At 72.8% G+C, this 12829-nt stretch carries 12 protein-coding genes; 9 read left to right on the top strand and 3 right to left on the bottom strand.

The genetic code is table 11. From position 1 onward, the window contains the following. Window positions 1–256 precede the first annotated feature (256 nt). From CP970_RS31685 to CP970_RS31675, 3 genes are all read left to right on the top strand, one after another. Window positions 257–877 carry a DUF3043 domain-containing protein gene (locus CP970_RS31685; RefSeq protein WP_079043491.1) on the top strand — a complete coding sequence of 207 codons (621 nt, stop codon included), beginning with the start codon at window positions 257–259 and terminating at the stop codon, window positions 875–877. Window positions 878–951: 74 nt separating this feature from the next. Then, window positions 952–1659 (top strand): class I SAM-dependent methyltransferase, encoded by a 708-nt coding sequence (locus CP970_RS31680; RefSeq protein ID WP_263406803.1) that lies wholly within the window; start codon window positions 952–954, stop codon window positions 1657–1659. Window positions 1660–1753: 94 nt separating this feature from the next. Next, on the top strand, window positions 1754–2812 hold the full coding sequence (locus CP970_RS31675) for a S1C family serine protease (protein WP_150494263.1): 1059 nt from the start codon (window positions 1754–1756) through the stop codon (window positions 2810–2812). 90 nt (window positions 2813–2902) lie between these two features. Here CP970_RS31675 and CP970_RS31670 read toward each other — a convergent pair whose 3' ends face one another. After that, the gene (locus tag CP970_RS31670; RefSeq protein WP_055553739.1) at window positions 2903–3163 is read right to left on the bottom strand and encodes a hypothetical protein; all 261 of its coding nucleotides are present in this window, start codon (window positions 3161–3163) and stop codon (window positions 2903–2905) included. Window positions 3164–3263: 100 nt separating this feature from the next. Here CP970_RS31670 and CP970_RS31665 point away from each other — a divergent pair, with 100 nt between their 5' ends. Continuing rightward, window positions 3264–4478: a bifunctional adenosylcobinamide kinase/adenosylcobinamide-phosphate guanylyltransferase gene (locus CP970_RS31665; RefSeq protein WP_055553741.1), complete on the top strand. Its 1215-nt coding sequence runs from the start codon at window positions 3264–3266 to the stop codon at window positions 4476–4478. A 30-nt stretch (window positions 4479–4508) separates the two neighbouring features. Here the strand turns inward: CP970_RS31665 and CP970_RS31660 are convergent, their stop codons facing one another. Then, window positions 4509–5579, bottom strand: coding sequence for a class I SAM-dependent methyltransferase (locus CP970_RS31660; RefSeq protein WP_055553743.1), 1071 nt, complete (start codon window positions 5577–5579; stop codon window positions 4509–4511). Between the two features lie 218 nt (window positions 5580–5797). Here CP970_RS31660 and cobT point away from each other — a divergent pair, with 218 nt between their 5' ends. From cobT to CP970_RS44400, 3 genes are all read left to right on the top strand, one after another. After that, window positions 5798–6901 (top strand): nicotinate-nucleotide--dimethylbenzimidazole phosphoribosyltransferase, encoded by a 1104-nt coding sequence (cobT, locus tag CP970_RS31655; RefSeq protein WP_055553745.1) that lies wholly within the window; start codon window positions 5798–5800, stop codon window positions 6899–6901. 102 nt (window positions 6902–7003) lie between these two features. Then, window positions 7004–8770 carry a phosphatidylglycerol lysyltransferase domain-containing protein gene (locus CP970_RS31650; protein WP_055553747.1) on the top strand — a complete coding sequence of 589 codons (1767 nt, stop codon included), beginning with the start codon at window positions 7004–7006 and terminating at the stop codon, window positions 8768–8770. Next, on the top strand, window positions 8767–9519 hold the full coding sequence (locus CP970_RS44400) for a hypothetical protein (RefSeq protein ID WP_157877793.1): 753 nt from the start codon (window positions 8767–8769) through the stop codon (window positions 9517–9519). Before CP970_RS31650 ends, CP970_RS44400 begins: the two co-directional genes overlap by 4 nt. Here CP970_RS44400 and CP970_RS31640 read toward each other — a convergent pair. Then, window positions 9405–10223 carry a hypothetical protein gene (locus CP970_RS31640; RefSeq protein WP_224058852.1) on the bottom strand — a complete coding sequence of 273 codons (819 nt, stop codon included), beginning with the start codon at window positions 10221–10223 and terminating at the stop codon, window positions 9405–9407. The genes CP970_RS44400 and CP970_RS31640 overlap by 115 nt on opposite strands. A 66-nt stretch (window positions 10224–10289) precedes the next feature. Here CP970_RS31640 and CP970_RS31635 point away from each other — a divergent pair, with 66 nt between their 5' ends. Further along, entirely contained in the window at window positions 10290–11072 is a 783-nt protein-coding gene (locus tag CP970_RS31635) for an adenosylcobinamide-GDP ribazoletransferase (RefSeq protein WP_055553749.1), read from the top strand. 147 nt (window positions 11073–11219) lie between these two features. After that, on the top strand, window positions 11220–12767 hold the full coding sequence (locus CP970_RS31630; protein WP_055553751.1) for a leucyl aminopeptidase: 1548 nt from the start codon (window positions 11220–11222) through the stop codon (window positions 12765–12767). Window positions 12768–12829 lie beyond the last annotated feature (62 nt).

Raw genomic sequence — 12829 nt, 5'->3', positions numbered from 1 at the left:
TCCAGGTACTGCTCAGAACCCACAGTACGGGCCCTGCATCCATTACCGCACTGTTCGCGAGCGGATGCGCTCATCCCCAAGGACGACTGCGTCCGGCACCGATCCGGCGTAAGGAGTAGGTGCACCCCTGGGAGCCGACCCCGAAACAGGCGGATAACCGACCATGAACCGGCTGGATACCGCCTGCTACGTCCCCTTAGGCACGTAAATCAAGACGCTTGGTGTTGCCGGATCGTTCCCCCGTGGGCTGGGGTCCATGCGTCCGCACCCCGTACCCTTGGATTTTGTGTTCCGTAGCCGATCCAAGGAAGAGAAGGCCCCGGCCGCGCCGGTGACCGACTCCAACCAGCCCCGTGACCCGCAGGCCCCGAAGGGCCGCCCCACCCCCAAGCGCTCGATGGCGCAGTCGCAGCGCCGCAGCGTGACGAATACGCCGACGACGCGCAAGGAGGCGGCGAAGCGGCAGCGCGACGAGCGCCGCACCCAGATGGCCAAGCAGCGCGAGGCGCTGGCCAGCGGTGACGAGCGGTATCTGCCCGCTCGTGACAAGGGTCCCGTGCGCAAGTTCGCGCGCGACTTCGTGGACTCCCGCTTCAACATCGCCGAGTACTTCCTGCCGCTCGCGGTGATCATCCTCGTCCTGAGCATGGTCCGCATTCCGCAGCTGCAGAACATCGCGCTGTTGCTCTGGCTCTTCGTGATCGTGCTGATCATCGGTGACTCGATCTCCACCGCGTTCCGCCTGAAGAAGCGCCTGGCCGAGCGCTTCCCGAGCGAGAGCAAGAAGGGCGCCGTCTTCTACGCCCTGATGCGCACGCTCCAGATGCGTCGGCTCCGTCTGCCGAAGCCGCAGGTCAAGCGCGGAGAGCGGCCCTGAGCGGATTCACCGGCGGGGCCACCGCCTGGCTGACGAAGCTGGGCGGTCTGCGCAATGCCGTGCGTCAGGAGCTGGTGGCCCGGCAGCTCGACGAGCAGATAGCCGCCCGCTTCCCCGTGGGGCAGCGGCTGCGGGTCCTTGACGTCGGCATGGGCCAGGGGACGCAGGCGCTGCGTCTCGCCCGTGCCGGGCACAAGGTGACGGGCGTCGAGCAGGACCCCGAGATGATCGCCGCCGCGCGTGCGGCGCTCGCCGGGGAGCCCGAGGGCATCCGCGGCCGGGTGCGGATCGTCGAGGGCGACGGGCACCAGACCGGGGTGCACTTCCTGCCGGGCAGCTTCGACGTGGTGCTCTGCCACGGCGTCCTGATGTACGTCGACGAGCCCGACGCGCTGCTCGCCGGGCTCGCCAGGATGCTGGCTCCCGGCGGTCTCCTCTCGCTCCTGGTGCGCAACGCGGAGGCCCTCGCCATGCGGCCGGGCCTGGCCGGTGACTGGTCGGGGGCGCTCGCCGCGTTCGATTCCGCCACGTACCGCAACCGGCTCGGCATCGAGGCTCGCGCGGACCGGCTCGACGCGCTGACCGCCACGTTGGCGGGGATCGCGGCGCCGTTGCAGGTCTGGTACGGGGTGCGGATCTTCACGGACACCGTGGGCGACGACCCCGTCCTGCCGCCGGACGCGGAGCTGGAGTCGCTGCTCGCCGCGGAGGAGCGGGCCGGGCGGATCGATCCGTATCGGCGGGTCGCTGCTCTGCTGCATCTGTGTGGGGTGCGGGACTGACTGAACCGCCGCTTCGCGGCGGACGCTTCCCGCCCGCCCACCCGTTTACCCCGCACCGCGGGCGGCACGAACAGGCGAAAAGCACACTCGGGGCATGACAAGGCCCCATACCCGCGCCCTCTCCGCGCCCCTCGTCGCCGCCCTCGCCGCCGTCGCCCTCGTCGGCGGCTGTGCCTCCTCCGGATCCGGTGACTCCGGCGGCTCCACCACGCAGGCCGCCCCCGCCGCCGCCAACGACCTCCAGGACGACTACCAGAAGGTGATCAAGGACGTCCTGCCGTCGGTCGTCCAGATCGACGCCGGGGACAGCCTCGGCTCCGGGGTCGTCTACGACGACAAGGGGCACATCGTCACCAACGCCCATGTCGTGGGCGAGGAGAAGTCCTTCAAGGTGACCACGGCCACCGGCGAGCAGGCGCTGACCGCCGAGCTCGTCTCCGCCTATCCCGAGCAGGACCTCGCCGTCATCAAGCTCAAGGACGTGCCGAGCGGTCTGAAGGCCGCGACGTTCGGCGACTCCACCAAGGCCGGGGTCGGGCAGATCGTGCTCGCCATGGGCTCCCCGCTCGGCCTGTCCTCCAGCGTCACCCAGGGCATCGTCTCGGCCACCGGGCGCACCGTGAGCGAGGGCCGCAGGGGCGGCGGCACCGGCGCCACCATCGGCAACATGGTGCAGACCTCGGCGGCGATCAACCCGGGCAACAGCGGCGGCGCCCTGGTGGATCTCGACGGGCAGGTCATCGGGATCCCGACGCTCGCCGCGACCGACCCGGACATGGGCGACAGCGCCGCGCCCGGCATCGGCTTCGCCATCCCGTCCTCGATGGTGAAGACCGTCGCGGGTCAGATCATCAAGGACGGCAAGGTCACCGACTCGGGCCGGGCCGCGCTCGGCATCACGGGCCGCACCGTCCTCGGGGACGACTACCGGCCCGCGGGCGTGGCCGTCGTCGAGGTCAAGAAGGACGGCGCCGCCGACGGCGCGGGGCTGCGGGCCGGTGACATCGTCACCAAGCTCGGCGACGACGGGATCACCACCATCGAGTCGCTCTCCGAGGTGCTCGCCGGTGACCGGCCGGGCCAGCGGACGAACGTGACGTACGTACGCGACGGCGACGAGGAGTCGGCCGAGATCACCCTCGGCGAGATGTAGCACTCCCCCGGCGCGAGGCGGGCGGAACGCACGGGAGGCGGCGGCCGGAGTCCGGCCGCCGCCTCCCGTGTGCCGAGCACCCGGCGCCGGTTACGCCTGCGACTCCTCCGGCTCCGGATCCGACTCGGAATCCGCCGCCGCCCCCGCCTCCGCGTGCAGGCTCATCGGGCCGTAGATCTCGTTCGCGTCCTCGAAGAGCCGCACCTGGTCGGCACCGCCGTCGGCCAGTTCCTTCCAGTACTCACCGACCCAGGACTCCGCGTCGCCCTGTGTGGTGAACTCCTCGGGCTGCACCGCGGGCTGGACCTCTGTCCCGTCCGCCTTCTCGAACCGCCACGTCCATGCCGCCATGTCAGCCTCCCGAAGGTCCGTAGCGGCCTGAGAACCGCCTGAATCCGCTTGAAGCCTAGCCGGGCGCGCGGCCCTGGACCCGACGCGGGAGGATCTTCGTGTGGAACTGACTCTGCTCGGCACCGGTGCCCCCGAAGGACTGCCCCTGGCCGCCTGCCCCTGCGCGGCCTGCTCGACCGCTCTGGGCGGGGCGGCGCGCGCCGCGACGGCGCTGCTCGTGGACGGCGTCCTGCTGCTCGACCTCACGCCGGGCGCCGCCTTCGCGGCCGCCCGCGCGGGGCACTCGCTCGGCGGTGTGCGCCAGGTCCTGCTCTCCCACCCGCACGACGGACCCGCCGTCGACGTCCCCGCGGGCCTTCCGCAGCCCGGCCGGGTCGCCGACGGACGGGAGCTCGCGCTGCTCACCGGGCACCGGGTGCGCGCGGTGGCGCTGGACGCGCCTGGCACCGGGTACGAGGTGACGGGTCCTGACGGCGAGCGGCTCCTGTACCTGCCGCCGGGCGGGGCCCCCGCCGGGATCGGCGAGGGGAACGGGTCCGCCGAGCGGCTTCCGTACGAGATGGTCGTCGCCGATGTCGTCGCGCGGCCCGACGGCCTGGCCAGGCTGCGCGCCGCCGGGGCCATCGGGCCCACCACCGATGTCGTCGCGGTCCACATCGGCCACGAGGCGCCGCAGGGCCGGGAGCTGACGCGCCGTCTCGCGGCCGCGGGCGCGCGGGCCGTGCCGGACGGCACGACGCTGGTGGTCGGCGCGTACGAGGACGTGCCCGACGTGCCGCGCCGCACCCTGGTCATCGGCGGTGCCCGCTCGGGCAAGTCCGTGGAGGCCGAGCGGCGCCTGGAGTCCTTCCCCGAGGTGCTGTACGTGGCGACCGGCGGGACCAGGAACGGCGACACGGAGTGGGACCGGCGGGTGAGCCTGCACCGCGAGCGGCGGCCGGGATCCTGGCGTACGACGGAGACCTGCGACCTGGTGCCGCTGTTCGCCGACGACGGGCCCGCGCTGCTCGTCGACTGTCTCTCCCTGTGGCTGACGCACGTCATGGACGAGGTGCGGGCGTGGGACGACGCCGAGTGGGCGGGCGGCGGCGAGCGCGAGCTGCGGGCGCGGGTGGCCGAACTCGCGGCCGCGGTCCGCGCGACGCGCCGCACCGTCGTCGCCGTCTCGAACGAGGTGGGCTCGGGCATCGTCCCCGCCACCGCGTCGGGCCGCCGCTACCGCGACGAACTGGGCCGTCTCAACGCGGCGTTCGCGGCGGAGTGCGAGCACGTGCTCCTCGTGGTGGCGGGCCAGGCGCTGCCGCTGCGCGGCTGACCTCAGGCCGCCCGCCGGGCACCGGCCGCCTCACGTGTCGTCGCCCCTGCGCGCGATGACCCGGTAGGCGTTGGAGAAGCCGGTGCGGGTGAGGAGCGGGGGCAGGGCCCTGTCGAGGCCGCGGGCGGCGGCGACCAGCGGCGCCGAGGTCCAGCGCGCGGCCTGGCGCAGCTTGAGCTGGAGCGGCGTCGCGGGCCTGGCCCGCCAGGGGACGTCGGCCCTGGGGAAGCGGCTGTCGAGGAGCAGCGCCACGGCCGTCGCGAGGTCGAACGGCACGTGCGGCGCGCGGCGTTCGACGCCGACGACCGTGAAGCCGAGCTCCGTCAGCTCCTTCTCCAGGTTCTCCAGCGGCACGAAGTGCAGGTGCTGCGGCTGGAGGTAGGACACCCACCACTTGCCGAGCAGCCGGGTGTAGCGGCACTCGGGGTCGGGGGCCTCGATCATCAGGTGGCCGCCGGGGCGCAGCACGGTCCTGGCGGCCCTGAGCTCCTCGCGCGGGTCGGGGCGGTGCTCCAGGTAGTGGAACATGCTCATCGCGTCGTAGCGGCCCGCGAGGTCCGCGGCGAGTTCGGTGAGGGTGCCGCGGTGGCCCTCCTCGATGCGGCCGCGCCGCACGCCCTCCTCGACGCCGTCGCCCGGGTCGAGCCCGTCGAAGGAGGTGTACGGCAGCAGTTGCTTGGCCAGGGCCGGGAAACGGGCGCGGCCGGTGCCGACGTCCAGCCAGCACTCGGGCTCGTCGAAGGCGCGCAGGGCGCGGGCGCGGGAGAGCTGGCGCCTGTCGCCGGACGCGGCACCCAGGAGCTGCTCGGCCGCCTTGCCGCCGAGGCCGTCGTAGAAGTCCTTGCGGTAGAAGTCCAGGCCCTCGGGGGTGAGGCGGGGGTTCTGGAAGGAGTGGGCGCAGGCCTCGCACTGGTCGAGCGTGAAGGTGCCCGGCTTGTGCTGGATGAGGTCGGTGGTGCGCAGCCTGACCCGCAGCCGCGAGGAGCCGCACCAGGGGCACTCGGTGCGGCGCGGCTCGTGGAACCGTTCGGTGCCCCGGGCGAGTTCGGCGAGGTAGGCGGGGCGGCGCTCGGCGACCCGCTGGGCGGCATCCGTGGTCATGGTCGTACCTCCTGGAGTGGGGGTGGCGGGGCCGCGGGCGCCGGACCGCGAGGGGGTCGGCGGCACCGGCGTGCTGGCGCCGCGCATCCAATTGATCACATGGCGCGACCGGATCGCGGTCGCGCCACGACCGGCCCTGACAGCCCGTCACTTCGGTGGCCCGGCGCCCGCGGGGCCGTCCGAGGCACATCGCCCCGCCTCCCGGTACTGTTCGCCGAATGAGCTCGCTGAATCTCGACGACTTCACCGACCTGATCGAGCGCCCCGACGGCGGGGTGCGCCGCGACGCCGAGGAGCGCAGGGCACGGCAGGTCCTGCCGCCCGGGTCCCTGGGCCGCCTCGACGAGCTCGGCGAGTGGCTCTCGGCGGCCCAGTCGGCGGTCCCCGTCCGCCCCGTCGAGCGGCCGCGCGTGGTGCTCTTCGCGGGCGACCACGGAGTCTCCGAACTCGGCGTATCGGCACGGCCCGCGGGCGGCGCCGCCGACCTCGTGCGCTCCGTGCTCGCGGGCACGAGCCCGGTCGCCCTGCTCGCGCGCCGCCTGGACGTGCCCGTCCGGGTCGTCGACATGGCGCTCGACTGCGACCCCGGCGAACTGCCCGCAGAGGTCGCGGGCCACCGGGTGCGGCGCGGCTCCGGGCGCATCGACATCGAGGACGCGCTGACCGCGGAGGAGGCCGAGCAGGCGGTGCGCGCGGGCATGGCCGTCGCCGACGAGGAGGCGGACTCCGGTACCGACCTGGTCGTACTCGGCGACATCAGCGTCGGCGGCACGACGCCCGCCGCGACGCTGATCGCCGCGCTCTGCGGCACCGACGCCTCCGTGGTGACGGGCCGCGGTGGCGAGGCCATCGACGACCTCGCGTGGATGCGCAAGTGCGCGGCGGTGCGGGACTCCCTGCGGCGGGCCAGGCCCGTGCTCGGCGACCAGCTGGAGCTGCTCGCCGCGGTGGGCGGGGCCGATCTGGCCGCGATGACCGGGTTCCTGCTGCAGTGCGCGGTGCGCCGTACGCCCGTGATCCTGGACGGCGTGGTGGCGTCCGCGGCCGCGCTGGTGGCCCAGCGGGTGGCCTTCCGGTCGCCCGACTGGTGGCTCGCGGGGCACGACAGCGGGGAGCCCGCGCAGGCCAAGGCGCTGGACCGGATGGCTCTCGAGCCGCTCCTGAACCACGGGGTCAAGGTCGGCGAGGGCGCGGGGGCGCTGCTCGCGCTGCCGCTCGTACAGGCCGCGGCGGCGCTCTCGGCCGAGCTGCCGGAGCGGGCCGAGGACAAGGAGACCGAGCCGCAGGAGGCCGCCGCCGCGGAGTCCGAGCAGCAGGGATAGCCCGGAGCGCCCCGAACCGGACAGAACCCCCGGTAGCCCCTGGTACCCCCTGGGAACCCCTAGATCATCTCCAATGGACGAAACCCCATATGATCCCCTTTCATGGGAGATGAGCAGAACATCGGGCGCCGGGAACTACGCCGCAGCACCACGCGACGCAGAGCCGCGGGCTTCGCCGTCTGGTATCTCCGCGCCGTCACCTTCATCAATTTCCTGAGCGCGGTCTGGGTCTCCCTCGGCCAGGACCTGCGGCAGCACAACACGGAGAACTACTTCACTCCGTACCTGCTGACCGCGGGCTTCGCCTCCGGTCTCTTCACGCTGTTCCTGGCGATCACCATGCGGCGCCGCAAGCGCGCCGCATGGATCCTCAACCTCGTGCTCAGCGGGCTCTTCCTGCTGCTCTTCGCCTTCGCGATGATCTTCCCGGAGATCCGCGCGTACGCGCAGAACTGGATCTCACTCGTCCTGACCGCCGCGTTCGTCGCGTCGCTGATCGTCGGGCGCAAGGAGTTCTACGCGAAGGGCGACCGCTCCAACCCGAAGCTGGCCTCGGCCGTCGCGGTCGGCGGGCTCCTGGTGACCTCGCTGATCGCCACGCTGATCGTCACGCTCACCAACACCGCCCACGACGACTACCGCTCGACCTTCCTGGACCGCTGGCGCTACGGCGTCATGCGCCTGGTCTCGCTGGCCGCCGACGACAAGCGCTTCGAGGGCATCACCACCCCCGGCTGGGTCAACGTCGCCATCAACGTGCTCAGCGCGCTGCTGCTCTGCGCCGTCCTGTACGCGGCGTTCCGCTCCCGCAGGGCCGTCGACCCGCTCACCGAGGCGGACGAGGAGAAGCTGCGCGCGCTGCTCGACCAGCACGGCGAGCGCGACTCCCTCGGCTACTTCTCGCTGCGCCGCGAGAAGAGCGTCGTGTGGTCGCCGACCGGCAAGGCGGCGGTCGCCTACCGCGTGGTGGGCGGGGTCTCGCTGGCATCCGGCGACCCCATCGGCGACCCGGAGGCCTGGCCCGGCGCCATCGAGCCGTGGCTCGCCGAGGCCCGTGAGCACGGCTGGCTCCCCGCCGTGATGGGCGCGAGCGAGGAGGCGGGCACGATCTACGCCCGGCACGGCCTGGACGCCCTGGAGCTGGGCGACGAGGCGATCGTGGAGATCGCCGACTTCACGCTGGAGGGACGGGCCATGCGCACCGTCCGCCAGGCCTACAACCGCGTGAAGCGCGCCGGGTACACCGTCCGCATCCGCCGCCACGAGGACATCCCCGCCGACGAGATGACCCACCTCCTGGAGCGTGCCGACGACTGGCGCGACGGCGCCACCGAGCGCGGCTTCTCGATGGCGCTCGGGCGGCTCGGCGACCCGGCGGACGGGCAGTGCGTGATGCTCGAATGCACCGACGGCGACGGCGAACTGCGAGCGGTGCTCTCCTTCGTGCCGTGGGGCCCGCACGGGCTCTCCCTGGACCTGATGCGGCGCGACCGCGACTCCGAGAACGGCCTGATGGAGTTCATGGTGATCGAACTCCTCCAGCGCGCCCCCGAGATCAAGATCACTCAGGTCTCACTCAACTTCGCCATGTTCAGGTCGGTCTTCGAACGTGGTTCGCGACTCGGCGCGGGCCCGGTCCTGCGCATGTGGCGCTCGCTGCTCAGCTTCTTCTCCCGCTGGTGGCAGATCGAGTCGCTCTACCGCGCCAACGCGAAGTACCGGCCGATCTGGGAACCCCGGTTCCTCCTCTTCGAGAAGAGCGGCGACCTGCTGCGCATCGGCATCGCGTCCGCACGCGCCGAGGGCTTCCTCGAAGCCCCCGGACTGCCGAAGTGGCTGCACCGCAAGCACCTGGAGTCAAGACGATGAGCCCACTGGCCCGCTGCGCCCGCGCCGAGTGGGGACCCCTGTTCTCCACCGTGCGGGCCGCCCTCGCGGCCCGGCGGTGGCGGGCGGTGCCCATGACGCTGGCGGCGGTCTGTCTGACCGCGGCCTGCCAGTTCGTGCAGAACCAGCCCTGGGGCTACCAGTTCGTCCAGAACATCGGCTCCGTGCGCGCCGAGGAGCCCCTCTGGCTCGCGCTCCTGCGCACCCCGCTCTCCCTCTTCGTCCCCGCCCTCGACCTGCCCGTGTGGGGCGCGCTCGCGCAGATCCTGCTGGTGTTCGGGATCGCGGAGATCTGTCTGGGCTGGTGGCGCACGCTCGTCATCGGCTACGCGGCCACCCTCGCGGGCACGCTCTACGCGCGCGTGGGCATCGACCTCGGCACGGGTAACCCGTTCGGCCTGCCCGCCACCGACGCGCAGGTCGTCGACACGGGGCCCTCGGCGGCCGTCGTGGGCCTGGCCGTGTTCGTCTGCTGGCGCTACCGGGCGTACTTCACGGCGGCCCTGGTGAGCGCCGTGATGGTGCTCGAAGTGCTCGTCAAGAACAACCTCGCGGGCAAGGAGCACCTGGCCGCCATCCTGGCCGTCGCCGTGCTCTGCGCGATCTCGACGCTGCGTCACCGGCGCCGCGACACCCGCTCGGGATCCGGCTCGGGATCAGCCGTGGACCCGGGCTCCGGTGCCGCGCCCACCGAAGGTCCCGGCTCCGAGAAGCCGCCGATCAAGTCCTGAAACCTGCGGCGCGGACCCGCCCAGCGCCGGTCGTGCCGGAAGGCCCGCAGGCCCGCGCGCGCCCTGGCCCGGTGCCGGTTGCCGTAGAACCGCCGCGCCCACGCCGACCCCGGCCTGGCGAGCCTGATCGCGCCGACCAGCGCGACGAACGGCACGACCATGCCGATCAGGGCCGTGCGCAGCTTGCCCTTGAGGAGCGCGATCAGCGCGAAGGCGCAGTTGATGCCGACGTTCAGCGCGAGCAGGGCGCGGTTGTGCCGCTCGGTGACCGACAGGTCGTTGACCCCGAACGGCGTGAAGCCGGTGAGCACGAGCACCACCAGGGCGGCCGTGAGCATCACGACCTCCACGCTCTTGCGGCCCTGCTCGCTCCAGTAGACGTCGTCGAGGTGGAGGATCAGCGCGAACTCGTCGAGCACGAGCCCGGCGCCGACCCCGAAGATCACCGCGGCGTAGAGCGGCCCCGCGCCGTGCCGTCCGGCGGCCACCGCCCAGAAGCCGCCGACCAGCATCAGGAAGATCCCCGGCACGACGTGGTGGATGTGCACGTCGCCCGAGCTGATGTTCCTGAACGGCCCCTTGCCCGCGCGGATCAGCCGCGTGATGGTCCTGGTGACCAGGAACGAGCCCACGAAGGAGAGCAGCGCGAGCAGCAGCGGCAGCTTCCCCGGCTCGACGATGTTCCGGTACCACCAGTCACCCATGGGCTCATCCTCCGTCTCCGAAGAGCGTTCCGCAGGGCGGGGCGTTCCCCGGGGTAGCCTGCCGCGGTGTCCAGAACCTCCCCCGCCGACGGCATACGTTTCACCTTCGGCACCCTCACCGCGCTCCCCGTCCACGTCACCCGCTGGGACCGCGCGGCGGCCCGTGCGGGCATGCAGTGGGCGCCCCTGGCCGGTCTGGTGATCGGCCTGTGCTCGGCCGCCGCGGGCGGCGCGCTCCTCGCCCTCGGCGCGGGCCCCCTCCTCGCCGCCGTCGCGACCGCCGCGGTCCCCGCCGCCCTCACCCGCGGTCTGCACCTCGACGGCCTCGCCGACACCGCCGACGGCCTCGGCAGCGCCAAGCCCGCCGATGACGCGCTGCGCATCATGAAGCAGTCCGACATCGGCCCGTTCGGCGTCATCACGCTGCTCTTCGTCCTGCTCGCCCAGGTCGCGGTGCTCTTCCAGCTGTACGACGCCTCATGGGCCCGGGGCGCGGTGGCCGCCGTCGTCTCGGCGGTCGCGGCCCGTCTCGCCCTCACCCTGGCCGCCCGCGCGGGCGTGCCGCCGGCCCGTCCCGAGGGCCTCGGCGCCGCCGTCGCGGGCGTGGTCCCGCGCGGCCGCGCGCTGCTCGTCGCGGCCGTCGTGGTGGCCGCCGCGGGGGGCGCGGGGGCGCTCTTCGGGGCGTACGGCGCGGTGCGCTGCGCGGCCGCCGCTGTGCTGGCCTGCGGCGCCGCCGAACTGCTCCTGCGGCACTGCGTACGACGCTTCGGAGGCGTCACCGGGGACGTCTTCGGCGGCCTCGCGGAGACGGCGGCGACCGCCTCGCTGATCGTCCTCGCGCTCGGCTGAGAGCCAGGTCGTACGAAACCCCGGCGTACGCGACACCACGATGAACACACACAGTGATGCGCACCGCAGCGCTCACGGGCGTAGGCTCGCGACGGGCTCACCACCCCACAAGCCCGTCGCAACTCACTGAAAGAGGACCTCACCACCGTGACTGCTCTGACTCTCAGCACCGCCGCCGCGTCCGGCCTGCGTGCCGACGCGATCGTCGTCGGTGTCGCCAAGGGCGCTGGATCCAAGGGGGGCCTGGTCGTCGCGTTCGGCGCCGAGGCCGTGGACAAGGCGTACGACGGCAAGCTCGCGTCCGTCCTGGAGACCCTCGGCGCCTCCGGCGGCGAGGGCGAGGTGACGAAGCTGCCCGCGCCCTCCGGCTTCAAGGCACCGGTCGTCGTCGCGGTCGGCCTCGGCGAGGTCCCGGAGAAGGACGAGACGTACGGCACGGACGCGCTGCGCCGCGCCGCTGGTGCCGCCGCCCGCGCCCTGACCGGCGTCAAGAAGGCCGGTTTCGCGCTCCCCGTCGAGCAGGCCGGTGACATCGGCGCCATCGCCGAGGGCGCCCTGCTCGGCGCGTACTCCTTCGACGCCTACAAGGACCAGGGCGACGCCAAGGACGCGAAGAAGAAGGGCAAGAACGCCAAGGCCCCGCTGGCCGAGGTCGCCCTGCTCGGCGGCAAGGCCCGCGACAAGGCGTACAAGGCCGCCGTCGAGCGCGCCGTCGCCGTCGCCGAGGAGATGAACCGCGCCCGCGACCTCATCAACACCCCGCCGAACGACCTCAACCCCGAGGCCTTCGCGGCGGTCGCCACCGCGGCCGCCAAGGAGCACGGCATCAAGGTCCAGGTGCTCGACGAGAAGGCGCTCACCAAGGGCGGCTTCGGCGGCATCCTCGGCGTCGGCGTGGGCTCGGACTCCCCGCCGCGCCTGGTCAAGCTCTCGTACACGAGCTCCAAGGCGAAGAAGCACCTCGCCTTCGTCGGCAAGGGCATCACGTACGACTCGGGCGGCATCTCGCTCAAGCCCGCGGGTCACAACGAGACCATGAAGTGCGACATGGCCGGTGCCGCCGCCGTCTTCGCCGCCGTCGTGACCGCCGCCCGCCTGGGCCTGGAGGTGAACGTCACCGGCTGGCTGGCGCTCGCCGAGAACATGCCCTCAGGATCCGCGACCCGCCCCGGCGACGTCCTGCGGATGTACAGCGGCAAGACCGTCGAGGTCCTGAACACCGACGCCGAGGGCCGTCTCGTCCTGGCCGACGCGATCGCCAAGGCCTCCGAGGACAAGCCCGACGCGATCGTCGACGTGGCGACGCTGACCGGCGCCATGATGGTCGCCCTCGGCAGCCGCACCTTCGGCATCGTCTCCAACGACGACGCGTTCCGCACCTCGGTCCACGAGATCTCCGAGGAGGCGGGCGAGCCGTCCTGGCCGATGCCGCTCCCCGCCCACCTGCGCAAGGGCATGGAGTCCCCCACCGCCGACATCGCCAACATCGGCGAGCGCATGGGCGGCGGCCTGGTGGCGGGCCTCTTCCTCCAGGAGTTCGTGGGCGAGGGCATCACCTGGGCGCACCTGGACATCGCGGGCCCGGCCTTCAACGAGGGCGGCACGTTCGGCTACACGCCCAAGGGCGGCACCGGCACCGCGGTCCGCACCCTGGTCGGCCTCGCCGAGCACACCGCCGCGGGCGACCTCGGCTGATTCTCCGTACGACGGTCCAGGGCTCCGGACGTTCCCCGTCCGGAGCCCTGGGCGATTTCGCC

Origin of the sequence: Streptomyces kanamyceticus (assembly GCF_008704495.1) — a bacterium.
GTDB classification, from domain to species: Bacteria; Actinomycetota; Actinomycetes; order Streptomycetales; family Streptomycetaceae; genus Streptomyces; species Streptomyces kanamyceticus.
The sequence above is the reverse complement of the archived record's forward strand: the minus strand, read 5'-3'. Positions and strand labels throughout refer to the sequence as shown.

Coding starts and splice junctions, on each gene's coding strand:
- CP970_RS31685 (WP_079043491.1), top strand. CDS start 257: ATGCGTCCGCACCCCGTACCCTTGGATTTTGTGTTCCGTAGCCGATCC.
- CP970_RS31675 (WP_150494263.1), top strand. CDS start 1,754: ATGACAAGGCCCCATACCCGCGCCCTCTCCGCGCCCCTCGTCGCCGCC.
- CP970_RS31670 (WP_055553739.1), bottom strand. CDS start 3,163: ATGGCGGCATGGACGTGGCGGTTCGAGAAGGCGGACGGGACAGAGGTC.
- CP970_RS31660 (WP_055553743.1), bottom strand. CDS start 5,579: ATGACCACGGATGCCGCCCAGCGGGTCGCCGAGCGCCGCCCCGCCTAC.
- cobT (WP_055553745.1), top strand. CDS start 5,798: ATGAGCTCGCTGAATCTCGACGACTTCACCGACCTGATCGAGCGCCCC.
- CP970_RS31650 (WP_055553747.1), top strand. CDS start 7,004: ATGGGAGATGAGCAGAACATCGGGCGCCGGGAACTACGCCGCAGCACC.
- CP970_RS44400 (WP_157877793.1), top strand. CDS start 8,767: ATGAGCCCACTGGCCCGCTGCGCCCGCGCCGAGTGGGGACCCCTGTTC.
- CP970_RS31640 (WP_224058852.1), bottom strand. CDS start 10,223: ATGGGTGACTGGTGGTACCGGAACATCGTCGAGCCGGGGAAGCTGCCG.